Annotated in this window: 22 protein-coding genes; 6 read left to right on the top strand and 16 right to left on the bottom strand. The window is 66.6% G+C overall.

What is annotated here, in order from left to right:
* Nucleotides 1-22 precede the first annotated feature (22 nt).
* Nucleotides 23-2,470 (bottom strand): DUF1631 family protein, encoded by a 2,448-nt coding sequence (locus tag KIH07_RS14740; RefSeq protein WP_226492690.1) that lies wholly within the window; start codon nt 2,468-2,470, stop codon nt 23-25.
* A 289-nt stretch (nt 2,471-2,759) separates the two neighbouring features.
* On the opposite strand from KIH07_RS14740, the gene KIH07_RS14735 reads away from it, so the two are divergent.
* Complete coding sequence (locus KIH07_RS14735) at nt 2,760-3,011, top strand: hypothetical protein (protein ID WP_226492689.1); 252 nt, start codon at nt 2,760-2,762, stop codon at nt 3,009-3,011.
* Nucleotides 3,012-3,063: 52 nt separating this feature from the next.
* On the opposite strand, the gene KIH07_RS14730 is transcribed toward KIH07_RS14735, so the two are convergent.
* The 3 genes from KIH07_RS14730 to KIH07_RS14720 all read right to left on the bottom strand — a co-directional run bounded on the left by KIH07_RS14730 (nt 3,064) and on the right by KIH07_RS14720 (nt 8,357).
* Complete coding sequence (locus tag KIH07_RS14730) at nt 3,064-4,494, bottom strand: coniferyl aldehyde dehydrogenase (RefSeq protein WP_226494717.1); 1,431 nt, start codon at nt 4,492-4,494, stop codon at nt 3,064-3,066.
* A 209-nt stretch (nt 4,495-4,703) separates the two neighbouring features.
* Nucleotides 4,704-7,322, bottom strand: a complete 2,619-nt coding sequence (clpB, locus tag KIH07_RS14725; protein ID WP_226492688.1) for an ATP-dependent chaperone ClpB — start codon at nt 7,320-7,322, stop codon at nt 4,704-4,706.
* A 111-nt stretch (nt 7,323-7,433) separates the two neighbouring features.
* Nucleotides 7,434-8,357 carry a helix-turn-helix transcriptional regulator gene (locus KIH07_RS14720; protein ID WP_226492687.1) on the bottom strand — a complete coding sequence of 308 codons (924 nt, stop codon included), beginning with the start codon at nt 8,355-8,357 and terminating at the stop codon, nt 7,434-7,436.
* 120 nt (nt 8,358-8,477) lie between these two features.
* Between KIH07_RS14720 and KIH07_RS14715 the strand changes: the two genes are divergently transcribed.
* The gene (locus tag KIH07_RS14715) at nt 8,478-9,386 is read left to right on the top strand and encodes a DMT family transporter (protein ID WP_226492686.1); all 909 of its coding nucleotides are present in this window, start codon (nt 8,478-8,480) and stop codon (nt 9,384-9,386) included.
* Here the strand turns inward: KIH07_RS14715 and KIH07_RS14710 are convergent.
* The 8 genes from KIH07_RS14710 to KIH07_RS14675 form a co-directional block, all read right to left on the bottom strand.
* A complete protein-coding gene (locus KIH07_RS14710; protein ID WP_226492685.1) occupies nt 9,344-10,129 on the bottom strand; it encodes a GNAT family N-acetyltransferase in 786 nt (261 codons plus the stop codon). The two genes, KIH07_RS14715 and KIH07_RS14710, sit on opposite strands and share 43 nt — an antisense overlap.
* A gap of 7 nt (nt 10,130-10,136) precedes the next feature.
* Nucleotides 10,137-10,616: a molybdenum cofactor biosynthesis protein MoaE gene (locus KIH07_RS14705; RefSeq protein WP_226494716.1), complete on the bottom strand. Its 480-nt coding sequence runs from the start codon at nt 10,614-10,616 to the stop codon at nt 10,137-10,139.
* Nucleotides 10,613-10,864 (bottom strand): molybdopterin converting factor subunit 1, encoded by a 252-nt coding sequence (gene moaD / locus KIH07_RS14700; protein ID WP_226492684.1) that lies wholly within the window; start codon nt 10,862-10,864, stop codon nt 10,613-10,615. The genes KIH07_RS14705 and moaD overlap by 4 nt, the downstream gene beginning before the upstream one ends.
* Nucleotides 10,861-12,144 (bottom strand): gephyrin-like molybdotransferase Glp, encoded by a 1,284-nt coding sequence (glp, locus tag KIH07_RS14695; RefSeq protein WP_226492683.1) that lies wholly within the window; start codon nt 12,142-12,144, stop codon nt 10,861-10,863. Before glp ends, moaD begins: the two co-directional genes overlap by 4 nt.
* 34 nt (nt 12,145-12,178) lie before the next feature.
* Nucleotides 12,179-12,712, bottom strand: a complete 534-nt coding sequence (gene mobB / locus KIH07_RS14690; RefSeq protein WP_226492682.1) for a molybdopterin-guanine dinucleotide biosynthesis protein B — start codon at nt 12,710-12,712, stop codon at nt 12,179-12,181.
* 1 nt (nt 12,713) lies between these two features.
* Complete coding sequence (gene thrC / locus KIH07_RS14685; RefSeq protein ID WP_226492681.1) at nt 12,714-14,156, bottom strand: threonine synthase; 1,443 nt, start codon at nt 14,154-14,156, stop codon at nt 12,714-12,716.
* Nucleotide 14,157: 1 nt separating this feature from the next.
* Nucleotides 14,158-15,480: a homoserine dehydrogenase gene (locus tag KIH07_RS14680; RefSeq protein WP_226492680.1), complete on the bottom strand. Its 1,323-nt coding sequence runs from the start codon at nt 15,478-15,480 to the stop codon at nt 14,158-14,160.
* Between the two features lie 62 nt (nt 15,481-15,542).
* Nucleotides 15,543-16,823 (bottom strand): pyridoxal phosphate-dependent aminotransferase, encoded by a 1,281-nt coding sequence (locus tag KIH07_RS14675; RefSeq protein ID WP_226492679.1) that lies wholly within the window; start codon nt 16,821-16,823, stop codon nt 15,543-15,545.
* Between the two features lie 158 nt (nt 16,824-16,981).
* Between KIH07_RS14675 and KIH07_RS14670 the strand changes: the two genes are divergently transcribed.
* The 4 genes from KIH07_RS14670 to KIH07_RS14655 all read left to right on the top strand — a co-directional run bounded on the left by KIH07_RS14670 (nt 16,982) and on the right by KIH07_RS14655 (nt 20,811).
* A complete protein-coding gene (locus KIH07_RS14670; protein ID WP_226492678.1) occupies nt 16,982-17,374 on the top strand; it encodes an Mth938-like domain-containing protein in 393 nt (130 codons plus the stop codon).
* A gap of 245 nt (nt 17,375-17,619) precedes the next feature.
* Nucleotides 17,620-18,096, top strand: coding sequence for a peroxiredoxin (locus tag KIH07_RS14665; protein WP_226492677.1), 477 nt, complete (start codon nt 17,620-17,622; stop codon nt 18,094-18,096).
* A 195-nt stretch (nt 18,097-18,291) separates the two neighbouring features.
* On the top strand, nt 18,292-20,088 hold the full coding sequence (locus KIH07_RS14660) for a PhoH family protein (protein WP_226492676.1): 1,797 nt from the start codon (nt 18,292-18,294) through the stop codon (nt 20,086-20,088).
* A gap of 21 nt (nt 20,089-20,109) precedes the next feature.
* Complete coding sequence (locus tag KIH07_RS14655) at nt 20,110-20,811, top strand: helix-turn-helix domain-containing protein (protein WP_226492675.1); 702 nt, start codon at nt 20,110-20,112, stop codon at nt 20,809-20,811.
* On the opposite strand, the gene KIH07_RS14650 is transcribed toward KIH07_RS14655, so the two are convergent.
* The 4 genes from KIH07_RS14650 to rpsR form a co-directional block, all read right to left on the bottom strand.
* On the bottom strand, nt 20,748-21,137 hold the full coding sequence (locus KIH07_RS14650) for a VOC family protein (RefSeq protein ID WP_226492674.1): 390 nt from the start codon (nt 21,135-21,137) through the stop codon (nt 20,748-20,750). The genes KIH07_RS14655 and KIH07_RS14650 overlap by 64 nt on opposite strands.
* Before the next feature lie 85 nt (nt 21,138-21,222).
* Entirely contained in the window at nt 21,223-22,650 is a 1,428-nt protein-coding gene (dnaB, locus tag KIH07_RS14645; RefSeq protein WP_226492673.1) for a replicative DNA helicase, read from the bottom strand.
* 219 nt (nt 22,651-22,869) lie between these two features.
* Complete coding sequence (rplI, locus tag KIH07_RS14640; protein WP_226492672.1) at nt 22,870-23,322, bottom strand: 50S ribosomal protein L9; 453 nt, start codon at nt 23,320-23,322, stop codon at nt 22,870-22,872.
* A gap of 13 nt (nt 23,323-23,335) precedes the next feature.
* On the bottom strand, nt 23,336-23,617 hold the full coding sequence (gene rpsR, locus KIH07_RS14635; RefSeq protein WP_068166407.1) for a 30S ribosomal protein S18: 282 nt from the start codon (nt 23,615-23,617) through the stop codon (nt 23,336-23,338).
* Nucleotides 23,618-23,619 lie beyond the last annotated feature (2 nt).

The raw sequence follows: 23,619 nt of genomic DNA, 5'->3' as shown, positions 1-23,619 counted from the left end.
ACGTGCGGGTGGTCCCAGCCTCTCAGGCCGAGACCGGTTCTTCCGAACGGGTCTGCTGCTCGGCCAGGGTCTTGATGGCTTTGTGCACCACGCCCCGGGAGTCGATGGGCCGCAGCAGGCGGCCGGCGATCAGGCGTTCGCAACTGCGCTTGGTCATGGAGTGCGGGCACCCGCCACGGCTCACGAACATGAACAGCGTTCCCCGGCTGCTGGCCCAGATCAACTGGGCACGCAGCCACTCACGCCGCGAGAACAGATCGACCCAATCGCCCTCGCGCAGGCCGGCCAGCACCGCCGCGGCGTTGATCTCGTGATCGTCCTCTTGGTCCGGCTCGGCGCCGCTGGCGTCGGGCGCGCTGGCCTTGCTGGGCTCAAGCTCGTGCAGTTCGGCGAAATCCGTGGGCACGGTGTCCGCGAAGCCCGCCGCTTCGATCTCGTGCCGGCCCAGCCAGGGCTGGGCGTTCTGTCGGGGCTTGCGTTGCTCGGGTGTGGCCGGCAAGGTTTCGTCCAGCTCCATCGACATCGAGCCCGTCGAGATTTCCAGCGGCGCCGGCGCGGAAGCACTGGCGTCACCGCGGATGCACGCGCGCCGCAGGCTCAACACGGGCTCGTGCAGGCGCATCAGGGCGTCGAAGAAGGGCTTGGTTTCTTCGCGGGTCTTGCCCAGCATGTCCAGGCCCGAATGCAGCGTGTTCAACAGACTGGGGATGATCTGGAACAGCTGGGCCGGGCGCTTGAGCGTCACTTCCTTGCGCACGCTCCACAGCAGGTTGGAGACAGCCTTTCGGTAGCCCCCCGGGTCGGTCTTGCCCTCCCGGTCGGCCAGTTGGGCAGAGGCGATCACCAGCGCCCAGGGGCCATAGAGAAAGTCGAGAATCACGCCAGGTGCGTGGTCCACGTCCGGCCGCTGGCTCAGCTCCCAGGCCACCTGATCGGCCAGGGCCTGGCGCTCTTCGGCGTGGCGGATGTGCTGCAGGCCATCGTCCTGCTGCTTGAGCGCCTCCTGGTCCTGCTCGTCCCAGCGCTGCTGAAGACCGGCCAGGACGCCTGCGAAAACCTCCGGATCTTCGGTCTTCGAGGCATTGAGCCCGTTGAACGCCTGCTGCACCGGCAGGAAGAAGCTCTCGAACTCGCTGGCAAATTCGTCGTTGTATTTGAAGCTGCGCTGCGCCACGCTCTCGACCAGGCGGCGCGCCGGGTGGACGTCTTCCCGGAAAAAACGCGGGTTGGCCATGGCCATGCGCAGCAGCGCCGGCTCCAGCGCCACCACCGCTTCGCGCACCGGCGCCAACAACTGCGGGTCCTGGGCCACCTGGTTGACCAGCGTGCGCACCACATCCAGACCGACCGCCTGCGCCACGCGCCGGGCCTTCTGCTTGAGCTCCATGAGCACGCGCGAGCGCTGATGGGCGGTGGCGTAGTCGCCCCAGTCGCGCTGGCTGAGCTGGGTCGAGATGTCGACTTCGCGCGCGGGCCGGTCCACCACGGGCAGGTCGCGGTACTGGGTGCGGTTCTCCTGCACCCTGGATTCGTCGACGTGATCATCGACAGCGGCCTGCTCCATGGCCGCGATCTCGCGGTTCACCTGCCGGTAATAAGACGGCTCCAGCGGTTGTTCGTAGCGGCTGTCTTCCCGCTGGAAGAAGTCCTGGTACAGCTGCGTTTCGAAACGGGGCCGGATGCGCCCGAGCTGCGGCATGGACGGCAGGCCATGGCCCGAACCGTCTTCGGGCAGTGCATCGAAACCGGTGTCGGGCACGCCACGGCCATCGGCCCCCCGCAGAGCGCCCGGCGCCGTGGTTCCCCCGGTCCGGCCTGACGGGCTCTGCGCGGTCAACCGGACGCGGTAGCCCGCCTCGCGCACCTGGGCGCGCTGCAGCAGCTGGACCAGGCGCCCATAGAGGGTCTTGAGCTCGCCGCCCAACGGCCGGCCACAGTGCCGCAGCCACAGGGTGCGGATGTCAACGTCGGTCTCGTTTGCGCTGAACACGTCGCGCAGCACACGCACGAAGACTTCGGGGCGCAGCGGGTTCATCTCGGCGCGGATCTGGTCCAGCCCGAGCAGCGAGCTCATCAGGGCATCCAGCACCGACAGCTCCTGCTCCACCAGGGGCTGCACGGACTGTACCAGGCGGGTGGATTCCATCGACTCGGTGACCGCCTCGTCTTCAACGAGCGAGAGATAGGTCGACTCCGACAGCGGCATGGGCCGCGAGAGCGAGGCATCGAAGTCCTCGCCCTGAAGCGCCTTGCGCAAGGCTTCGGGGTAGGTTCTCACCCAGAGGGGTTTGAGTTGCTGCAGGTGCCACCAGGCGGTGGCCAGGCGGTCGCGCTGCGCGACCTCGCGCCCCTGTTTCTCGGCCTCCTGCAGCCCAATCACAGCAGCATCCACGCAGCGTCCCACCAGTTTGGGCGCTTCTGCGAGCACTTCAGCAAAACACTGCTGCAACAATGGGGAGTGCACCTTCATGTCTCTCTGTGCGAGGGCCTGTGGGGCCTGGATAAATCAAACCGGTGAATCAAACCGCAGTTATACCTGCCGGACGGCCCACCGACGTGACCGTGCCAAAAAAATCACGCCGCGACCCCCTTCTGCCGCTCAGGCAGTCATAAGAAAGACCTCATGGTGTTGGGCGGGATGTACAGCAGGACCCGCGCGCACCCGTCGGGCCAAGCTGTCAACACCCTGTCATACCTGACAGTCAACATGGTGGCCCAGAGGTCAGAATCCGGCCATGGAATCAGGGGGTAAACGGAACATGCAAACGATCATGCGTTGCGCCAAGACGGTGAAGGCCTGGGAGGCCTTGGCACGTCCCGATCTGGTGGGCAAACCGGTCCACTCGCTGTTGTTGATGGTCAATGGGCGGCGCAGCGACCGCGAACTCTCGCTGCTGCTGGGCGACGACGTGACCGGACTGATGCACACCCTGCTCAGGCAGGGCTATCTTCAACAAACGGCGCTGCCGGTGAACGGCGATCCCGACGAAGGCGCGAGCACCAACGCCTGACCCCACCGGTGATTGCGCGCGTGCGCAACCACCAACTGCGCTCGCCCGAGCCTCAAAGCCAGCGCTTGAGCAAGCCCATCACCCGATCGAAACGCGGCCCGTACGGCGGATAGAACAGCTGGCCCATGGCCCAGCGCGACTGCACCAGCACCGGCTTTTGCTGGGTGAAGCGCAGGAAGCCGCTCTCGCCGTGGTAAGCCCCCCAGCCGCTCTCGCCCACGCCGCCAAAGGGCAGGCCCTCGTGGGCCAGGTGCATGAGCGTGTCGTTCACCGTGACGCCGCCGCTGACCGTGCCGTGCAGCAGGCGATCGCGCGACGCGGTGTCGGAGCCGAACCAGTACAGCGCCAGCGGGCGGGGTCGCTGGTTGATGAAGGCCATGGCCTGGTCCAGCGTGTCGTAGGGCAGCACGGGCAGCACCGGGCCGAAGATTTCCTCGTCCATCAGCCGCAACCCGGGCGCCGCGTCGAAGACCAGCGTCGGGTTCATCTGGCGCGTGTACGGGGTCTGGCCGGGAGCCGCGCCCTGGGGGGCCACATCCACCACGCGGGCACCCTGGCCGCGCGCTTCGTCGAGCAACGCGCCCAGACGGGCGTGGTGGCGGTCGCTGAGGATGGCCGCGTAGTCGGGGTTGCCCACGATGCGGGGGAAAAGACGTGCCACGGCCGCCGTGTAGGCCTGTTCGAACGCGGCTTCATGGCCGCGCGGGAGCAGCACGTAGTCGGGCGCGACGCAGGTCTGCCCGGCGTTGAGCAGCTTGCCGTGGGCAATCTTGAGCGCCGCGTCGGACAGATCGCACGATGCGTCGACCACGCAAGGAGACTTGCCACCCAGCTCCAGCGTGGTCGGCGTGAGATTGGCGGCGGCTGCGGCGGCCACCTTGCGGCCTACACCGGTGGAGCCGGTGAAGAACAGGTGGTCAAACGGCAGGCTGGCGAAATCGTGCGCCACATCGGCGCCGCCGAGCACCACGCAGAACTCGTCGGCCGAGAAGGTCTGCTGCACCAGCGTGGCCATCAGCGCCGAGGTGTGCGGCGTGAGTTCGCTGGGCTTGAGCATCACGCGGTTGCCCGCGGCCAGCGCGGTGGCGGCCGGGCCGAAAGTGAGCTGCAACGGGTAGTTCCATGGGCCGATGACACCCACCACGCCCAGCGGCTGGCGCTGGATGTGGGCGCGCGCAGGCAGCAGGTACAGGGGCGTGGCCACGCGTTGCGGCTTCATCCACCTGGGCAGTTGCTTGCGCAGCTGGCCGATGGTGGCGCGCAGCACGAACAGGTCGGCCACTTCGGTGAGCTGGGCCGAGCGCACGCTGAAGTCGGCTTGCACCGCCTCGCACAGCGCTGGTGCATGGGTTTCGATCAGGTCGTGCAGCCGCCCGAGGCGCTCGCGCCGCAGCGCCAGCGGCACGTCGATCTGCGCGCGGCTGGCGCTGCGCTGCGCTTCGAACAGGGCCTGCAAGGGAAGGGTGGGCGGAATCTGGGTCATGGATTCGATGATAGGCCCGGTCACCGCCGCTGTGTAGAGCACGCGCCCGATCCGGACTTTGGCGAAGGCGTGGTGGCCGTGGTGGTGCCCCAGGCCGGTGTCAGTCTGGACCCGGCCCAGCTGATCGCGGCCATGCGTGGCGGCGCAGCGCGCATGAAAAAGGCCCGGCGCCAAGACGGCACCGGGCCTGAACCCCTCTGCGGGAAGGCTTACGCCGCTTCCACGGCCTCGCCAAACTCGAACACACCCGGGTTACGCACCGGGTCCACGCCGACCGGAATCACCGACTTCGGCGGGTAGCGGCCTTCCAGCAGGTACTTCGAGAGCGGGTTCTCGATGCGCTGCTGGATCGCGCGCTTGAGCGGGCGCGCGCCAAACACCGGGTCGAAACCCACCTTGGCCAGTTCGGCCAGCGCGGCGGGCGAGACCTGCAGGTACAGGTCCATCTTGGCCAGGCGCGCTTCGAGCACCTTGAGTTGGATCGCGGCGATCGACTCGATGTGCTGCGCGTCCAGCGCGTGGAACACCACGGTCTCGTCGATGCGGTTCAGGAACTCGGGCCGGAAGTGGTTCTTCAGCTCGCTCCACACGGCGTCCTTCACGTCCTCGTAGGGCTCGCCCACCATGGCCTGGATCATGTGCGAGCCGATGTTGCTCGTCATCACGATCACGGTGTTCTTGAAGTCCACGGTGCGGCCCTGGCCGTCGGTCAGGCGGCCGTCGTCGAGCACCTGGAGCAGCACGTTGAACACGTCCGGGTGGGCCTTCTCCACCTCGTCGAGCAGCAGCACGCTGTAGGGCTTGCGGCGCACGGCTTCGGTGAGGTAGCCGCCCTCTTCGTAGCCCACGTAGCCGGGCGGTGCACCAATGAGACGCGCCACGGAGTGTTTCTCCATGAACTCGCTCATGTCGATGCGCACCAGGTGGTCTTCGCTGTCGAACAGGAAGCCGGCCAGCGCCTTGCACAGCTCGGTCTTGCCCACGCCGGTGGGGCCGAGGAACAGGAAGGAGCCGGTCGGGCGGTTCGGGTCGGACAGGCCCGAGCGCGAACGGCGGATGGCGTTGGCCACGGCGCCGATGGCCTCGTCCTGGCCCACCACGCGCTCGTGCAGCTTGCCTTCCATCAGCAGCAGCTTGTCGCGCTCACCCTGCATCAGTTTGCTCACCGGGATGCCGGTGGCGCGCGCCACCACCTCGGCGATCTCTTCGGCACCGACCTGGGTGCGCAAGAGCTGCGGGCGGCCCTTGCCGTCCTTGTTCGCGGCCTTGCCCGACTCCACCGCCTGCGCGTCCTTCAGGCGCTTCTCCAGTTCGGGCAGCTTGCCGTACTGCAGCTCGGCGACCTTGTTGAAGTCGCCCTTGTCGGTGTAGCTCTTGATCTGCGAGCGGATGCGGTCCATCTCTTCCATCACATCCTTGGAGCCCAGCGCGGCCGCCTTCTCGGCCTTCCAGATCTCGTCGAGGTCGGAGATTTCCTTCTCCAGCCGGCCGATCTCTTCTTCGATCAGGCCATACCGCTTCTGCGACGCCTCGTCCTTCTCGCGCTTCACGGCCTCGCGCTCGATCTGCAGCTGGATCAGGCGGCGGTCGAGCCGGTCCATCACCTCGGGCTTGGAATCGAGCTCGATCTTGATCTTGGACGCGGCCTCGTCGATCAGGTCGATGGCCTTGTCGGGCAGGAAACGGTCGGTGATGTAGCGGTGGCTCAACTCGGCCGCGGCCACAATGGCCGGGTCGGTGATCTGCACGCCGTGGTGCACCTCGTACTTCTCCTGCAGGCCGCGCAGGATCGCGATGGTCGCCTCCACGCTGGGCTCGTCCACCAGGATCTTCTGGAAGCGGCGCTCCAGCGCGGCGTCCTTTTCAATGTATTTGCGGTATTCGTCCAGCGTGGTCGCGCCCACGCAGTGCAGCTCACCGCGCGCCAATGCGGGCTTGAGCATGTTGCCGGCGTCCATCGCGCCCTCGGCCTTGCCAGCGCCCACCATGGTGTGCAGCTCGTCGATGAAGACGATGGTCTGGCCTTCGTCCTTCGCCAATTCGTTCAACACGGTCTTCAGGCGTTCCTCGAACTCGCCGCGGAACTTGGCGCCGGCCAGCAGCGCGGCCATGTCCAGGCTGAGCACGCGCTTGCCCTTGAGCGAATCGGGCACTTCGCCGGCCACGATGCGCTGCGCCAGGCCTTCGACGATGGCGGTCTTGCCCACACCGGGCTCGCCGATCAGCACGGGGTTGTTCTTGGTCCGGCGCTGCAGCACCTGGATGGCGCGGCGGATCTCGTCGTCGCGGCCGATCACCGGGTCGAGCTTGCCCAGGCGGGCGCGCTCGGTCAGGTCGAGCGTGTATTTCTTGAGCGCCTCGCGCTGGCCTTCGGCCTCAGGGCTGTCCATCTTCTGGCCGCCGCGCACCGCCGTGATGGCCGCCTCCAGGCTCTTGCGGCTCAGGCCGTTTTCGTTCGCGATGCGGCCGAGATCGCCTTTGCTGTCGGCCACGGCGAGCAGGAACAGCTCGCTGGCGATGAACTGGTCACCGCGCTTGATGGCTTCCTTTTCGGTGGCCTGCAGCAGCTTGCCCAGCTCCTGGCCGACCTGCACCTGGTCCTGCCCCTGCACCTCGGGCAGCCGCTTCATGGCCGCTTCGGCCGCTTTGGCCAGGCCCTGCACGTTGACGCCCGCACGCTGCAGCAGCGAGGCGGGGCCATCGGCCTGGCGCAGCAGGGCCAGCAGCAGGTGGGGCGGTTCGATGTAGGCGTGGTCGGCACCCAGCGCCAGCGTCTGGGCTTCCCCCAGGGCTTCCTGGAACTTGGTGGTGAGTTTGTCGAGTCGCATGAATGGGCACTCCCGAATGAATGGTATTGCCCGACATGTGGAGCTGGTCCCCGGCATTTCAAGGCGGATACCTCCACGCAGTATCCGCCCGCAGCGCGGGTTTGATCCAGATCAGGTCGCGGCGAACCGCCGGTACTGCAGCGGCGTGACGCCCAGCCGCTGCCGGAACAGCTGGTTCAGGTGGCTGGCGCTGCCCAGCCCGCAGTCCATCGCCACCTGCGCCAGCGGCAGCCGCCCGGCCGCCAGCAGGGCCTGGGCGCGGGCCATGCGGCGCTGGATGATCCAGCCCAGCACGCTGCAGCCCATGGAGACGCGAAACATGCGCGCGAAGTGGAACTCGGACAAATGGGCCAGCGCGGCCAGGCGACCCAGCGTGAGCGCGTCCTGGGCGCCGTCCAGGTGCGCGTCGATGTGCTCCAGCACCCGGCGGCGCACCGCCGTGGACAGCCCACCCAGCGGCCGCTGGGCCGCGGCGCGGGCGCGTGGCCGGGCGGCGCGCAGCACCAGGCGGTCCAGCGCCTGCTGGCTCCAGGCGTTGGCGCGCAGACGGGCCGATGCGTCGTTCCAGTCCAGCCCGGCCACCGCCTGCGCCCAGCCCGCCAGGGCCGGGTCCGAGCCGAAGATGCAGGGCTCCAGGGTGTGGGCGCGTGGCTCGGCGTCGAGCAGGCGCACCACGCGGTCGGCCCAGGCCTGCTCCGACAGGTACAGGTGCAGAAAACGGAACGGTTGCTCCACCTGCCAGTGCGACTCGTGTTCGGCCGGCAGCACGCAGTGCAGGCCGGGCGCGCCGGGCTCCCCCGCGCGGCCCACCAGCCGTGTGCCCTGCCCGCCTTCGAGGTAGACCGACAGCGTGTGGTGCCCGGGCCGCTGGTAGCTCGGGCGGTCCAGCGCGTTGTGCCACTGGGCCAGCAGCAGGGCATCGCCCAGCAGGACGGATCGTTCCAGCCGCGCGCGCGATCGGCTCAACACCTCGAACACCCCAGGGGGTCGGGTGGTGGGCGGGCGCGCGGAAGCGGCGGGGATGGCGGTGGTCACCTGCGCATCGTAGCGAGGCGGCTGCCTGCCGGCGCCGGGCGGGGCCACAAAACCGCAGGAATCTGCAACCGGCCACGCTGCGCAGGCCCGATGCTCGGGGCATCTGTTGGAGAAAACACCGTGAATGCTGTTCTGTACGCCAGTGTGGTGCTGATCTGGGGCACCACCTGGATCGCCCTGAAGTGGCAACTGGGCTCCGTGCCCATCGCCTTGTCGATCGCCTACCGCTTCGGGCTGGCGGCCCTGCTGCTGTTTGGCTGGCTGGCCTGGCGGCGGCAGCTGGTGCGCCCGCGCGGGCAGGCCGCGTGGTGGGTGCTGGGTCAGGGCCTGTGCCTGTTCTGCCTGAACTTCGTGTGTTTCCTGCAGGCCAGCCAGACCCTGGCCAGCGGCCTGGTGGCGGTGGTGTTTTCCAGCGCCACCCTGTGGAACGCCCTGCTCGCGCGCCTGATCCATGGCCGCCGGCTCGCGCCCCAGGTACTGGCCGGCGGTGCGCTCGGGCTGGCCGGGCTGGTGCTGCTGTTCTGGCCCGAAATCCGCCATGCCGGTGCGGGCAGCCTCACCGGGTTGGCCTGGGCCTTGGCGGGCACGCTGTGTTTTTCCTGCGGCAACCTGCTGTCGGCAGCGCTGCAGGGCCAGGGCCTCAAACCCGTACAGACCAACGCCTGGGGCATGCTGGTGGGCACGCTGGTGCTGCTGGGTTACGCGCTGCTGGCCGGCCTGCCGTTGAGCTTTGAGCCGACCTGGCGCTACACCGGCGCCCTGCTCTACCTGGCCATTCCCGGCTCGGTCATTGGCTTCACCGCCTACCTCACGCTGGTGGGGCGCCTCGGGCCCGAGCGCGCGGCCTACAGCACGGTGCTGTTCCCGGTGGTGGCGCTCAATGTGTCGGCCTGGCTGGAAGGCTACCAGTGGACCGCGCCGGCCCTGGCCGGACTGGTGCTGGTGATGCTGGGCAATGTGCTGGTGTTTCGCCCGCCGCGCCGCGTTCAGCCCGCGGCGGCGGTCGCGGTGGCCGGCAGCCGCCAGTAGGCGTAGGACCAGGCGGTGGTCATGCCAGCGCGGCGGTAGAGCGCCAGCGCCGGCGCGTTGGCGCCGTCGACCTGCAGGAACACCCGGGCAATGCCCCGGCGCTGCGCCTCCAGCGCCATGGCGCGGATCAGCCGACCCGCAAGCCCGCGCCCGCGCTGGCTGGCCGCCGTGCGCAGGCCGTGCATGCTCAGCCAGCCCTCGGCGTAACAGGCGGCGCCGCAAGCCACGGTCTGTCCCCCCACACGCAGACTGCCGAACAGCGTGCCCTCGGCCCGCGACAGTGCGCGCGAGCGGCTCGCGCCGTCCACCGGGTCCAGCCCTTCGCCCAGAAACATCGCCATCCAGGCCGCATCGGGCCGCGGGTCCAGCGACACACCCTCGGTGTCGGGGGCCAGCCCCAGAAGGCCTGCCAACGCGCCGGTCTGTGTCAGCGTCGGCTGCTTGCGCTGAAAACCCCGCGCCGCCAACGCCGGCCACCAGGCCTCGAAGGTGGGCACATCCGGCAGGCGAAACACCGGCCGCAAGCCAGCGTTCCGATAACGTTGTGCGATGCGGTCGATCAGCGCCGGATCGTGTGCACCGTGGTGCAGCGGCACCGCACTGTGGGCCCGGCCGACCGTGCCGCTGTCCATGGGCAGCAGCCAGCCGTCGATGGCGTCCACCCGCTCGGGCGCCACCGCCACCAGCGTGGCCCGCTCGATCGCTTCAATGTCCTGCGTGCTCAGGCAGAGGGTGTCGTTCATGCGCGGCTCAGGCGTTGCGGCTCTCAATGCCCCACTTGGCCAGGGCCGCGTCGTCGCTTTCGCGGGCATCGACCCAGCGCGCGCCCTCGGGCGTCTGTTCCTTTTTCCAGAACGGCGCCTGGGTCTTGAGGTAGTCCATCAGGAATTCGCAGGCCTGGAAGCTCTCGCCGCGGTGTGCCGAGCTCACGGCCACGAGCACGATCTGGTCCAGCGGCTGCAACAGGCCCACACGGTGAATCACCCGCGCGGCGTAGATGTTGAAGCGCTTGAACGCCTCGTCGATCATGGCCTCGATCGCCTTTTCCGTCATGCCGGGGTAGTGCTCCAGCTCCATGGTGCGGATGCTCTGGCCATCGTTGCGGTCGCGGACCGTGCCGATGAAGCTGCAGACCGCGCCCACGCGCTTGTCCTGCTCGCGCAGCGCAGCCACTTCGGTGGAGAGGTCGAAGTCGCCGGTCTGGATGCTGACGCGGGGATTCACGCTCAGCCTCCCGTCACAGGCGGAAAGAAGCCGACTTCGGCGCCGTCGCTCAGCACCGCGGCCTCGTCGCTCATGGTCTGGTTGAGCGCCACGCGCACGGCGCGGCCATGCGCCAGGACCTCGGCGTAGGCACCGCCGCGGGCGATCAGCTCGTCGCGCAGGGTCGCGAGCGTGATGGCGGCCGTTTCCAGCGACTCGCTGCCGGTGCCAATGGCTTCGCGGATGGACGCGAAATAACGCAGTTGAACTTTCATGCAAGCAGGTCCGCAAATGAGATGTAGGACACCAGGTCGCCACGCGCGATGGTGCGCCCGGCCGGATGGTCCACCAGGCCATCGCCCCAGACGGCCGAGGTCAGCACACCCGAACTCTGGTTGGCGAACAGATCCAGCCCTCCGGCGCCATTGCGGCGCACCCGCAGGAATTCGCGGCGCTTGTCGGCGCGGGGCAGATCGAAATGCGCCGGCAGCAGGATCGGCTGGGAGGTGGGCACGCGCGCACCCTGCAGCCGCAGCAGGAAGGGGCGCACCAGCAGCAGGAAGGTGACGAAGCTGGACACCGGGTTGCCCGGCAGACCGATGAAGTGGCAGGCCTGGGCAGCGTCGATGCCCGCGCCGGCGTCGCGCCGCACGGTGCCATAGGCGAAGGGCTTGCCCGGCTTCATGGCGATCTGCCACAGGTCCAGGCTGCCGAGCTGCTGCACGGCGGGCTTGATGTGGTCTTCCTCGCCCACCGACACGCCGCCGCTGGTGAGGATCAGGTCGTGGTGGTCGGCCGCGGTCTTGAGCGCGGCCAGCGTGGCCTCGCGCCGGTCGGGCACGATGCCCAGGTCGCTCACCTCGCAGCCCAGGCGCTGCAGCAGGCTGCGCAGGAAGAAGCGGTTGGAGTTGTAGATGGCGCCGGGCGGCATGTCCCGCGGGGCCACCTCGCCCGGCATCACCAGCTCGTCGCCGGTGGAAAACAGGGCCACGCGCGGGCGCGCCAGCACCTGCAGCTGCGCGCGGCCAATGCTGGCGGCCAGACCCAGGCTCGCGGGCGTCAGCCTCTCGCCACGGGCCAGCACCACCGCACCGCGCGCCACGTCTTCCCCGGCCCGGCGCACCCACTGGCCCGGGGTGGGCACGGCGTCGATGTGCACGCCATGCAGGTCGCCCCCCACCTCGCGCGTTTCTTCCTGCATCACCACCGCGTCCGCCCCCTCGGGCAGGGGTGCGCCGGTGAAGATGCGGGCGCAGGTGCCGGGCCGCAGGGCTTCCCCCGCGTGTCCGGCCGCGATGCGTTGCGACACCGGCAGCACCACGCCGGGTTCGCCCACGTCGGCCGCGCGCAGGGCGTAGCCGTCCATGGACGAGTTGTCCTGCGGCGGCACATGCAGCTCGGACATCAGGTCTTCGGCCAGCACCCGGCGGTCGGCCTCGAAGGTGGCCACGGTTTCGTGGCGGGACAAGGGCTCGACCCGGCGCAGCAGATCGGCCAGCGCGTCGTCCAGCGGCATCAACGGCGTTCGGGCGGATTTGGGGGCGGCAGCGGTCATGGCGGGCGGTGTGGAGGTGGTCGGCGGTACGGCGTCAGAGATACGCCTGCGGGTTGTATTCGAACCGCGCCCCATTGTCGACCAGCCAGCCCGCCACCCCGTCGGCGTCGTTCAAATCCAGCACGGGCCTCAGGGTGGACTCGGGCAGCTGCGCCGGGCTGTCGGTGGCGATCGCCACGATGAACGGGTCGTCGGTGTACTGCACGGGTCGGGCGCTGGCATCGCGCCAGACCTCGATCTTGAGCAGATCGCTGTTCTTGAAGCCCTCCACCAGCACCCAGTCCACACCCGGGTAGAGCTCGGCCAGCAGGTGGTGCACCGAGAGCTCGGCGGACTGCTCGAACTCCCGCATCAACACCAGCCGTTTCGACGAAGCCGCCACCACCTCGAAAGCGCCGGCTTCGCGGTGGCGCCAAGTGTCTTTGCCGGGATGGTCGATGTCGAACTTGTGGTGGGCATGCTTGACCACCGACACACGCAGTCCGCGCGACTTGAGCGCCGGGATCAGCTGCTCCACCAGGGTGGTTTTTCCGGAGCCCGAGTAGCCCGCGAAACCGACCACTTTCATGTCACGGGCGCGGACAGTGCTGCGCGACGTACGCCTGCACGGCCGCGGTGTCGGCCGGCATCACCTGCACCCGCTTGGGCAGGGCTTCGATGCCGTCGAACTTCGCCGGGCGGTCCGGTTCACGGCCCAGCGCTTCGACGATGGTTTCGGCGAACTTGATCGGCAGGGCCGTTTCCAGCACGATCATCGGAACGGCCGGGTTCGGGTGCTCGCGTGCGACCTTCACGCCGTCGGCGGTGTGGGTGTCGATCATCACGCCAAAACGCGCCCAGGTGTCCCGGATGGTCGCCAGGCGATCGGCGTGGGTGCTCTTGCCGCTGACGAAGCCGTAGTGTTTGGCCGTTTCGGCGAACACCGGGTCCCCGCCCAGATCGAACCGGCCTTCGCGAGCCAGCGCGTCGCCAAACAGCGCCTTGACCCGCGCGCCGTCGCGGCCCAGCAGATCGAACACGAAGCGCTCGAAGTTGCTGGCCTTGGAAATGTCCATCGACGGGCTGGAGGTCTCGTGCGTGTCAGCGCTCGAACGCACGCGGTAGACGCCGGTGCGGAAGAACTCATCAAGCACGTCGTTTTCGTTCGTCGCCACCACCAGCGTCTGGATCGGCAGGCCCATCTGGCGCGCCACATGGCCGGCGCAGACGTTGCCGAAGTTGCCGCTGGGCACGGTGAAGTCCACCTTCTGGTCGTTGCCCGTGGTCGCCTGGAAGTAGCCCGCGAAGTAGTAAACAACCTGCGCCAGCAGACGCGCCCAGTTGATCGAGTTGACGGTGCCAATCTTGTACTGGCGCTTGAACGCCAGGTCGTTCGACACGTTCTTGACGATGTCCTGGCAGTCGTCGAACACGCCTTCGATCGCGATGTTGTGGATGTTCTCGTCCATCAGACTGAACATCTGGGCCTGCTGGAACGGGCTCATGCGGCCGTGCGGGCTGAGCATGAAGACGCGCACCCCGTGTTTGCCGCGCATGGCGTATTCGGCCGCGCTGCCGGTGTCGCCGCTGGTGGCGCCCAGAATGTTGAGTTCTTCGCCGCGGCGCGCCAGTTGGTACTCGAACAGATTGCCCAGCAGCTGCATGGCCATGTCCTTGAAGGCCAGCGTCGGACCATTGGACAGGGCTTCCAGATAGAAGCCCTTTTCGAGCGGCTTCAACGGCACGATGGCTGCTGTGCCGTACACCGCCTCGGTGTAGGTCTTGTCGCACAGCGCCTTCAGGTCGGCGGCAGGAATGCCGTCGATGTAGAGCGACAGCACCTCGAACGCCAACGCGGCGTAACCACCGGGCGCGCCGCCGTTGAACACGCCGCGCCAACGCGCCAGCATGGCTGCGTCCACCTGCGGATAACGCTCGGGCAAATACAGACCACCATCGGGCGCCAGACCTTCGAGCAGGATGTCGCAAAAGTGTTTGCGGTCCGGGTGGCCGCGGGTGGAGAGGTACAGCATCTCAGTTCAGCTCTTCTTTTCGTATCCGCGTGATGGGCGCGAGCACGCTCGGCAGCGCCTGCATCTGCGCCAGCACCTCGTTCATCGTGCCTTCGCGCGTGTCGTGCGTGAGGATGATGAGATCGGTGGACGTGGCACCTTCGCCACCCACTTCGTCGGCCTCGCGCTGCAGCACCGCGTCGATGCTGATACCAGCGTTGGCCAGCAGGCCGGTCACCTTGGCGAGCACGCCGGCCTCGTCGGCCACGCGCAGGCGCAGGTAATAGCTGGTCACCACCTCGCTCATGGGCAGCACGCTCAGGTCGCTCATGGCATCGGGCTGGAACGCCAGGTGCGGCACGCGGTGCAGCGGGTCGGCGGTGTGCAGGCGGGTAATGTCCACCAGATCGGCGATCACGGCGCTGGCGGTGGGCTCACTGCCCGCGCCCTTGCCGTAGTACAGCGTGGTGCCCACGGCATCGCCTTGCACCACCACCGCGTTCATCGCGCCTTCCACGTTGGCGATCAGGCGCTTGGACGGCACCAGGCTCGGGTGCACACGCAGCTCGATGCCCTTGTCGGTGCGCTTGGTGATGCCCAGCAGCTTGATGCGGTAGCCGAGTTGTTCGGCGTATTTGATGTCGGTGGCGCCCAGCTTCGTGATGCCTTCCACATAGGCCTTGTCGAACTGCACCGGAATGCCGAAGGCGATCGCGCTCATGAGCGTGACCTTGTGCGCCGCGTCCACGCCTTCGATGTCGAAGGTCGGGTCGGCTTCGGCGTAGCCCAGGCGCTGCGCTTCCTTGAGCACGACGTCGAAGTCCAGCCCCTTGTCGCGCATCTCGGACAGGATGAAGTTGGTGGTGCCGTTGATGATGCCGGCGATCCACTGGATGCTGTTGGCCGTGAGGCCTTCGCGCAGTGCCTTGATGATGGGAATGCCGCCGGCCACCGCCGCTTCGAACGCCACCATCACGCCCTTGGCCGACGCCGCCGCGAAGATCTCGGTGCCGTGCACGGCCAGCAGCGCCTTGTTGGCGGTGACCACGTGCTTGCCCGCCGCAATGGCCTCCATCACCAGGGCCTTGGCGATGCCGTAGCCACCGATCAGCTCGATCACGATGTCGATCTCGGGGTTGGCGATCACGGCGCGCGCGTCGTTCACCACCTTCACGTTGGGGCCGACGATGCTCTGGGCGCGGGCCACATCGAGGTCGGCCACCATGGTGATTTCAATGCCGCGACCCGCACGACGGCGGATTTCTTCCTGGTTGCGCTGCAGCACGTTGAACGTGCCGCTGCCCACGGTGCCTATGCCCAACAGGCCTACTTGGATCGGTTTCATCGTTGTTCTCTCTGCTTCGGAAAATGTCGGCGCCGCGCCCACCCGGACCCGGCCGCTCGAGTTTAGGGAGCCGCCGCGTCCGCGGTGTTGCTGATCGCAGGGGCGATTGATGCGCGCTGAATCGCATGGCGCTTGCGCCAGCCCTCCAGGAACTTCGCGACCCGGCCAATGGCCTCGCGCAGATCGTCCTCGTGCGGCAGGAACACGATGCGAAAGTGCTGGTTGTCCGGGTAGTTGAAACCCGAGCCCTGCACCAGCATCACGCGGGTTTCCTGGAGCAGTTCCAGGAACAGCTGCTGATCGTCCTCGACCGGGTACACCGCCGGATCGAGTCGCGGAAACATGTACAGCGCGGCCGAAGGCTTGACACAGCTCACACCGGGGATGGCGGTGATCAGCTCGTAGGCCAGGTCGCGCTGGCGGCGCAGCCGGCCGCCTTCACACACCAGATCCTTGATGCTCTGGTACCCGCCCAGCGCGGTCTGGATCGCCCACTGACCCGGCACGTTGGCACACAGGCGCATGTTCGAGAGCATGTTCAGGCCTTCGATGTAGTCCCGAGCCGGCTTCTTATCGCCCGACACCACCATCCAGCCGGCGCGGTAGCCGCAGGAGCGGTAACTCTTGGACAGGGAGTTGAACGTCAGGGTCAACACATCCTCGGACAGGCTGGAGATCGCCGTGTGCTTCGCCCCTTCGTACAGCACCTTGTCGTAGACCTCGTCGGCAAAGATCACCAAACCGTGCTCACGGGCGAGTCCAACGATGGCTTTGAGCAGGTCGTCCGAGTACAACGCGCCGGTCGGGTTGTTCGGGTTGATCACCACGATGCCCTTGGTGGCCGGCGTGATCTTGCGGCGGATGTCGTCCAGATCGGGCATCCAGCCGTTGGACTCGTCGCACATGTAATGCACCGGCGTGCCACCCGACAGGCTCACCGCAGCCGTCCACAGCGGGTAGTCGGGCGCGGGCATGAGCAGCTCGTCGCCCTCGTCCAGCAGGGCATTGACCGACATCACGATCAGTTCGCTCGCGCCATTGCCGAGATAAATGTCATCGAGCGTGACACCCTTGACATTCTGTTTCTGCGTCTCGTGCATCACCGCCTTGCGCGCCGCAAAAATCCCCTTGCTGTCCGAGTACCCGGCCGAGTTCGGCAGGTTGCGAATCATGTCCTGCTGGATTTCTTCGGGAGCATCGAACCCGAACGGTGCCATGTTGCCGATGTTCAACCGGATGATCTTGTGCCCCTCTTCCTCCATCCGGATGGCCGCGTCCATGATGGGGCCCCGGATGTCGTAACAGACGTTGGCAAGCTTGGCGGATTTCTGGATGGTTTTCAAAGTCCCTCCGTTCGGGAGCGGTCGGATAAGTGGGGAAACGCCAAGGGCATGGCGAAACGCTATATTCAGCAGGCCCAGCAGGGGAAAACCTGCAATTTGACCACAGTTCCGCACCCTCACGGTGCGTCATCACCCCCCGAACCCCGAGCCATATCCCGATGAAATTGCACGCCGACAAACCGGACCTGCACACCATCACGTCCTATGGCGACGGCTGGATCGCCATCAACGGCCAGCGCCACGCGCACAGCCTGGTCCTGTCGTCGAGCGGGCTGCTGGTGCCCTGGCCCTGCACGCGCTTCGAAGACCTGAGCGCCGCGCATTTTGAACAGTTGCTCACAGATACCGCGCTACCGCCCGGATGGGTGCCGGAACTGGTGCTGTTCGGGAGCGGTGCGCGGCTGCGATTCGTGCGCCCCGCTCTGCTGCAGAGCCTGATCGACCGACGCATCGGCGTGGAAACCATGGACACCCTGGCCGCCTGCCGGACCCACAACATCCTGGCCGGCGAAGGACGCCGAGTGCTCACCGCCCTGCTGATGGAGAACTGACGCGGCGGCAGATGTTTGCGGCCCGACCGGCGGGGTGGCCGGCTACGGAGGCGCCAATGGCCGCGCGAGCGCCGGTACCAGACAGGCAGTTACTCCCGTCTCTCAGCGCCAGGGGCCCATTCAGGGTAAAATACCCGATTGTTTCCTGCCATGCCCCCTTGCAAGCCAGAGCAGCTGCAGGGCGTGCATCATGCAACCGGGAAGCCAACGAATCACCACCAACTTACGTCAGGGGCCCACGCAGTATGGCAGTCGTTGTCAATAAACCCATTCCCGAATTTGAAGCGCTGGCCACCGGCGGCGTCAAGGTCAGCAACCAGACGCACCTTGGCCAGACCATCGTGCTGTACTTCTACCCGAAGGACAACACGCCAGGTTGCACGACCGAAGCCATGCAGTTCCGCGACAAATACAAGGATTTCGTCAAGGCGGGCGCCCAGGTATTTGGCGTCTCGCGTGACAACATGAAGTCACACGACGACTTCAAGACCAAGCTGGAACTGCCGTTCGAGTTGATCGCCGACACCGAAGAAAAGATGTGCCACATGTTTGGGGTGGTCAAGAACAAGATCATGTACGGCAAAAAGGTCAAAGGCATCGAGCGCAGCACCTTTCTGATTGGCCCTGACGGCGTGCTCAAGCAAGAATGGCGCGGACTGAAAGTGCCGGGCCATGTGGAAGATGTGCTCAAGGCGGTCAAGACCCTGAAGAAGGCCGCCTGAACGCCGGGACGGCCTCGACACCCCACTCCCCGTGATGGGTATGGGCCTGTCACGGCAGTCATGCATAATGGGTTCATGACAACGGGAAGCCAGTCAGCCCCTCCTTCTTTCCTTGCCCCCAGCAGCCCAGAAAGCCGCCCGGTCACCGTGGCGGCTTTTTGTTTTTTCATCCTGCGCTGAACAACAACGCCCTCCATGCCACTGCCACCCGCCCCCTCCAAACGCGCAGCCCTGCTCTCTCCCGACGCCTACAACCTGAAAGCCGCAGACGATCCGTTCGACCTTGCCGATACGCTGGATCAGCCCCAGCCGGTCGCAGCCCCCGCGCCACGGGTCGAGACCACCGTCACCGCATTGACGCCCAAGACAGGCCGCCGCAGCCCCCAGAGCCGCACCCGCAAGTCGCCCCCGACCGACAGGCCTTCGGCGCCAACCAAGGCCGAAGGAACAGCGACCGTCGTCGCCCTGCCCGTGGTGCAACCCACCGAGGCACGGATCGAGAAGTCGCGCCAGGACCTGCCCGCGGTGGCGGAAAAGGCGTCCACCCCTTCGCCGGTGGCCAGCAACCGCCGCCGCTCACCGGGCAGACCGAACGGCGCGGGGCTGTCCCGCCTGTTCGTGCTCGACACCAATGTGCTGCTGCACGACCCCATGAGCCTGTTCCGCTTCGAGGAACACGACATCTTCCTGCCGATGATCGTGCTCGAAGAACTCGACGGCCACAAAAAGGGCATGACCGAGGTGGCGCGCAATGGACGGCAGACCAGCCGCACCCTGGACGCCCTCGCTGCTCAGCAGGGCGGCGACATGACGCGCGGCCTCAAGCTCTCCGCCACCGGCCACCAGACGGCACGCGGCCTGCTGTTCTTCCAGACCGAGCCACTGGACAACCAGCTCCCGAGCAGCCTGCCCCAGGGCAAGGCGGACAACCAGATTCTGGGCGTGGTGCACGCTCTGCGCGACAAGCATCCGCTGCGCGAAGTCATTCTGGTGTCCAAGGACATCAACATGCGGGTCAAGGCCCGTGCGCTGGGTCTGGCGGCTGAGGACTACCAGAACGACAAGACCCTGGACGACGGTGAATTGCTGTATGCCGGCGCGCTCGCCCTGCCGCAGGACTTCTGGACGCGCCAGAGCAAGACCATCGAGAGCTGGCAGAGTGGCAGCCACACCTTCTACCGGGTCAGTGGCCCGGCCGTGGGGCAGTTCTACATCAACCAGTTCGTCTATTTCGAAGCCCCCGGCGAACCATCCCTGTACGCCCGGGTCACTGAGATCCGCGACAAGACCGCGGTGCTCAAGACGCTCAAGGACTTCACACACCTGAAGAATGCGGTGTGGGGCGTGACCAGCCGCAACCGCGAGCAGAACTTCGCGCTGAACCTGCTGATGGACCCGGAGATTGACTTCGTGACGCTCGCCGGCACGGCCGGCACGGGCAAGACCTTGATGGCCCTGGCCAGCGGCCTCACGCAGGTGCTCGATGACCGCCGCTACACCGAGATCATCATGACGCGTGCCACGGTGAGCGTGGGCGAGGACATCGGCTTCCTGCCCGGTACCGAAGAGGAAAAGATGGGCCCCTGGATGGGCGCGCTGGACGACAACCTCGAATTCCTGGCCAAGGGCGATGGGGGCAACGCCGGCGAATGGGGGCGTGCCGCCACCAATGAGTTGATCCGCAGCCGCATCAAGGTCAAGAGCATGAACTTCATGCGCGGCCGCACCTTCATGAACAAGTACGTCATCATCGACGAAGCGCAGAACCTGACGCCCAAGCAGATGAAGACGCTGATCACGCGCGCCGGCCCCGGCACCAAGATCATCTGCATGGGCAACCTGGCGCAGATCGACACGCCCTACCTCACCGAAGGCTCCTCGGGGCTGACCTTTGCCGTGGACCGCTTCAAGGGCTGGCCACATGGCGGGCACATCACCCTGGCGCGTGGCGAGCGCTCGCGACTGGCCGACTTCGCCAGCGAGGTGCTCTGATTTCGAACCGGGTGCGAGGGCATGAACTGGCCCGCCGCCCTGCTCGAAGCCTGGAGACACGCCAGCCCTACGGCGTCCCGCACGCTGGTGGTGCCCGACGGCTGTCGGGACCTGATCGCCATGGAGGCCCCTGGGCAGCCCGCGCGATGGCTGGTTTCGCCCCTGGCCGACAGCGGCTACACCGTTGAAAGCGTTGCCGGTGCGATCTACACCGGATACCGCCTGCGACCGGGTGTCCGCATCGATAACGATGCCTTGCTGCGGCTCGCACGCGCGGGCGATCCGGCCGATATCCAGCGGGCATGCGCGCTGCTGGAAGCCTTCGCCCACATGGACGCCGGCACGTCGGAAGCGCTCGACGCGCTGGCAGCCGCGCCGAACGTAACCACCGCGGCTCGGGCGCTGGGCCTGAGTGAACGCAGCCTGGAACGGCTGCTGCTCAGCGGCACCGGCCGCACACCCGTTTACTGGAGGCGCCTGGCCCGGCTGCGCCGCTCGGCACAGGCCCTGTCTTCGGATGCGCCACTGGCCGAACTGGCGGTCGATCACGGGTTCTCGGACCAGGCCCACATGACGCGAGAATTCCGTCGCTGGCTGGGCACCACCCCAGCCCGCGCGCAGGCCAGCGCTTCATGGCGCTTCCTCTTGGCCCAGTCGGGCTATGGCGACCCGGTCATCGGGGTGCAGAGCTCGACCAGGAATCCATCCCGGTCGGACACATAGGCCACCGTCTGCCCCCAGGGCATGGCCTGGGGAGCCTGCACCAACACAGCCCCCGCGTTCACCGCACGCTCCACCGCGGCAGCCACATCGGGGGTCGTGAAGGCGATCTCGAAACAGGGTGCGTCGGCCCGGGCGGCCTGCGGCTGTTTGCCCAGCCGGCGCATCAGTTCACGCGAGGAAAACGCGAGCGAGGTGCTGCCCGTGTCCAGCTCGCCGAAATCGCCCTCCTCGTGGACGAACTTCGCGGCCAGGCCAAAGGCTTGTTGGTAGAACTCGACGGACCGTTTGACGTCCTCGACGTACAGGATGGTGTAACCCAGTTGCATAGAGACTCCTTGAACAGAGAGCCCCGGACTCTACCGATGGAAACGCCGTGGGTCTTGAAGAAATCCGACAGCGATGGCCGCGCGATCAGAAATCGCCGCCGCCCGCCAGACTCTCGAAACGTGTGAGCATGTTCAGGAACGCCAGTTTCACGGTGCCGGTGGGGCCGTTACGCTGTTTGCCAATGATGATTTCGGCCACGCCCGGCTCCTTGCACGCATCCTTGGTGTAGTACTCATCGCGGTAGATGAACATGATGATGTCCGCATCCTGCTCAATGGCGCCGGATTCGCGCAGGTCGCTCATCATGGGGCGCTTGTCGGTGCGCTGCTCCACGCTGCGGTTGAGCTGCGAGAGCGCGATCACCGGGCACTGCAGCTCCTTGGCGAGCATTTTCAGGCCGCGCGAAATCTCACCCAGCTCGGAAGCACGGTTGTCACCGTCGCCACCGTTGCCGCTCATGAGCTGCAAATAGTCGACCACGATCAGACCCAGCTTGCCGCACTGCCGCGAAAGCCGCCGGGCATTGGCGCGCAGCACGCTGGCGGACAGACCCGGGGTTTCATCGATGTGCAGCGACACGTTGCGCAGCTTCTCGATCGCCTCGGTCAGGCGCGGCCACTCGTCATCGGTGAGCTTGCCGTTGCGCAGGTGGCTCTGGTTGATACGACCGATTGAGCCGACGATACGCACGGCCAGCTGGGACGCCCCCATTTCCATGGAGAACACCGCCACCGGCAGCCCTTCATTGAGCGCCACGTGTTCGGCGATGTTGATGGCGAAGGCGGTCTTGCCCATGGACGGTCGGGCGGCCAGCACCACGAGGTCGCCCGCCTGCAAGCCCGATGTCATGCGGTCCAGATCGATGAAGCCAGTGGGCACACCGGTGATGTCGTTCGGGTTGTCCGCCATCTCTTGCACGCGGTCGAGCAGATCGACCACCAGCGTGTCCATACCCTGAAAGCCCTCCTTCATGCGCGAGCCCTCTTCCCCGATGTGGAAGATCTTCTGCTCGGCCTCGTCCAGGATTTTTTCGACCGGCCGGCCTTGCGTGTTGAAGGCAGCGGTCGCTATTTCATCGCTCGCCGCGATCAGTTTGCGCAGGATCGCACGTTCGCGCACGATCTCGGCGTAGCGCCGGATATTGGCCGCGCTGGGCACGTACTGCGCCAGCGAGTTCAGATAAGCCAGGCCACCCGCCTCTTCGGCCTTGCCCAGATTCTGCAAGTGCTCGTAAACGGTCACCACGTCCGCCGGCTTGCTGGCATTGACCAGGGTGGCGATGGCCGAATAGGTCAACCGGTGTTCGTAGCGGTAAAAATCGGAGTCGTTGACCAGATCGGCGACCCGGTCCCAGGCCGCGTTATCCAGCAGCAACCCCCCGAGAACGCTGGATTCGGCTTCGATGGAGTGCGGGGGCACCCGCAACTGATTGATCTGGGGATCGCCCCCCAGGCCAACCTCTTCCAGGCTGGCATCGAAGGACGGGAAGGAGCTCGAAAAAACTGCAGCCATGGGCTTTCTTGGTTGATCTGCAATGGTACGCCCGACACGGGTGCGCGTCATTGGACAACCCTGTGGACAAGCGGTGCACGGCGCGTGGATTTCGCGGGAAAGCCCCCGGCACACCCTCGACAGCGTGCTGCGTCGCGACCATCGTCTGAAAAAGAAAAAAGCCGCGGTCCGTCAGGACAGCGGCTCTCGGGCGAGGCGCGCAGGCGCCTGCGCGCGGAATCAGGCGGTTTCGCCCAGCACGGAAACGTTGACGTCGACCGTCACGTCGGTGTGCAGGTTCACGCTCACCGTGTAATCACCCACGTTCTTCAGCGGACCATTGGGCATACGCACTTGCGACTTGGCGACCTTGAAGCCTTGCTTGTTCAGCTCTTCGGACACGTCGTGGTTGGTGACGGAACCGAACAGGCGACCGTCCACACCAGCCTTTTGCGACAGCTTGACCGTCACGGCGGCGAGCTTCTCACCCAGAGCAACAGCTTCGGCGTGTTTGGCGGCGGCCACTTTTTCGAGCTCGGCACGGCGGGCTTCGAATTCGGCGATGGCCGATTGGGTCGCGCGGCGGGCGCGGCCCGAGGGGATCAGGAAGTTGCGGGCGTAGCCGTCCTTGACCTTGACCACATCGCCCAGGGCACCGAGGTTGACAACTTTGTCGAGCAGAATGATTTGCATGTCAGGCTCTCTTTCAGACGCGGTGCTGGTCGCTGTAAGGCAACATGGCCAGGAAGCGGGCACGCTTGATGGCGGTGTTGACCTGGCGCTGGTAGAAGGCACGCGTGCCGGTCAGGCGCGCGGGGATGATCTTGCCGTTTTCGGCGATGAAGTCACGCAGGACGTCCACGTCCTTGTAGTCGACTTCTTCGACGTTCGCCACGGTGAAGCGGCAGAAGCGCTTGCGCTTGAACAGCAGCGATTGGGTGTTGCGCTTGGGGCGCTTGTCTTTGTTGAAACGTTTGGGTGCAGCCATGA

It is taken from the genome of Hydrogenophaga taeniospiralis, from assembly GCF_020510445.1.
Taxonomy (GTDB): Bacteria; Pseudomonadota; Gammaproteobacteria; order Burkholderiales; family Burkholderiaceae_C; genus Hydrogenophaga.
The sequence above is the reverse complement of the archived record's forward strand: the minus strand, read 5'-3'. Positions and strand labels throughout refer to the sequence as shown.

Excerpts from the sequence above, each read along its gene's own strand:
- KIH07_RS14735 (WP_226492689.1), top strand. The coding sequence starts at position 2,760 with ATGCAAACGATCATGCGTTGCGCCAAGACGGTGAAGGCCTGGGAGGCC.
- glp (WP_226492683.1), bottom strand. The coding sequence starts at position 12,144 with ATGACCGCTGCCGCCCCCAAATCCGCCCGAACGCCGTTGATGCCGCTG.
- dnaB (WP_226492673.1), bottom strand. The coding sequence starts at position 22,650 with ATGGCTGCAGTTTTTTCGAGCTCCTTCCCGTCCTTCGATGCCAGCCTG.
- KIH07_RS14710 (WP_226492685.1), bottom strand. The coding sequence starts at position 10,129 with ATGAACGACACCCTCTGCCTGAGCACGCAGGACATTGAAGCGATCGAG.
- KIH07_RS14670 (WP_226492678.1), top strand. The coding sequence starts at position 16,982 with ATGAAATTGCACGCCGACAAACCGGACCTGCACACCATCACGTCCTAT.
- clpB (WP_226492688.1), bottom strand. The coding sequence starts at position 7,322 with ATGCGACTCGACAAACTCACCACCAAGTTCCAGGAAGCCCTGGGGGAA.
- KIH07_RS14650 (WP_226492674.1), bottom strand. The coding sequence starts at position 21,137 with ATGCAACTGGGTTACACCATCCTGTACGTCGAGGACGTCAAACGGTCC.
- KIH07_RS14655 (WP_226492675.1), top strand. The coding sequence starts at position 20,110 with ATGAACTGGCCCGCCGCCCTGCTCGAAGCCTGGAGACACGCCAGCCCT.
- KIH07_RS14680 (WP_226492680.1), bottom strand. The coding sequence starts at position 15,480 with ATGAAACCGATCCAAGTAGGCCTGTTGGGCATAGGCACCGTGGGCAGC.
- KIH07_RS14665 (WP_226492677.1), top strand. The coding sequence starts at position 17,620 with ATGGCAGTCGTTGTCAATAAACCCATTCCCGAATTTGAAGCGCTGGCC.
- rplI (WP_226492672.1), bottom strand. The coding sequence starts at position 23,322 with ATGCAAATCATTCTGCTCGACAAAGTTGTCAACCTCGGTGCCCTGGGC.
- KIH07_RS14660 (WP_226492676.1), top strand. The coding sequence starts at position 18,292 with ATGCCACTGCCACCCGCCCCCTCCAAACGCGCAGCCCTGCTCTCTCCC.
- mobB (WP_226492682.1), bottom strand. The coding sequence starts at position 12,712 with ATGAAAGTGGTCGGTTTCGCGGGCTACTCGGGCTCCGGAAAAACCACC.
- rpsR (WP_068166407.1), bottom strand. The coding sequence starts at position 23,617 with ATGGCTGCACCCAAACGTTTCAACAAAGACAAGCGCCCCAAGCGCAAC.
- moaD (WP_226492684.1), bottom strand. The coding sequence starts at position 10,864 with ATGAAAGTTCAACTGCGTTATTTCGCGTCCATCCGCGAAGCCATTGGC.
- KIH07_RS14740 (WP_226492690.1), bottom strand. The coding sequence starts at position 2,470 with ATGAAGGTGCACTCCCCATTGTTGCAGCAGTGTTTTGCTGAAGTGCTC.
- thrC (WP_226492681.1), bottom strand. The coding sequence starts at position 14,156 with ATGCTGTACCTCTCCACCCGCGGCCACCCGGACCGCAAACACTTTTGC.
- KIH07_RS14730 (WP_226494717.1), bottom strand. The coding sequence starts at position 4,494 with ATGACCCAGATTCCGCCCACCCTTCCCTTGCAGGCCCTGTTCGAAGCG.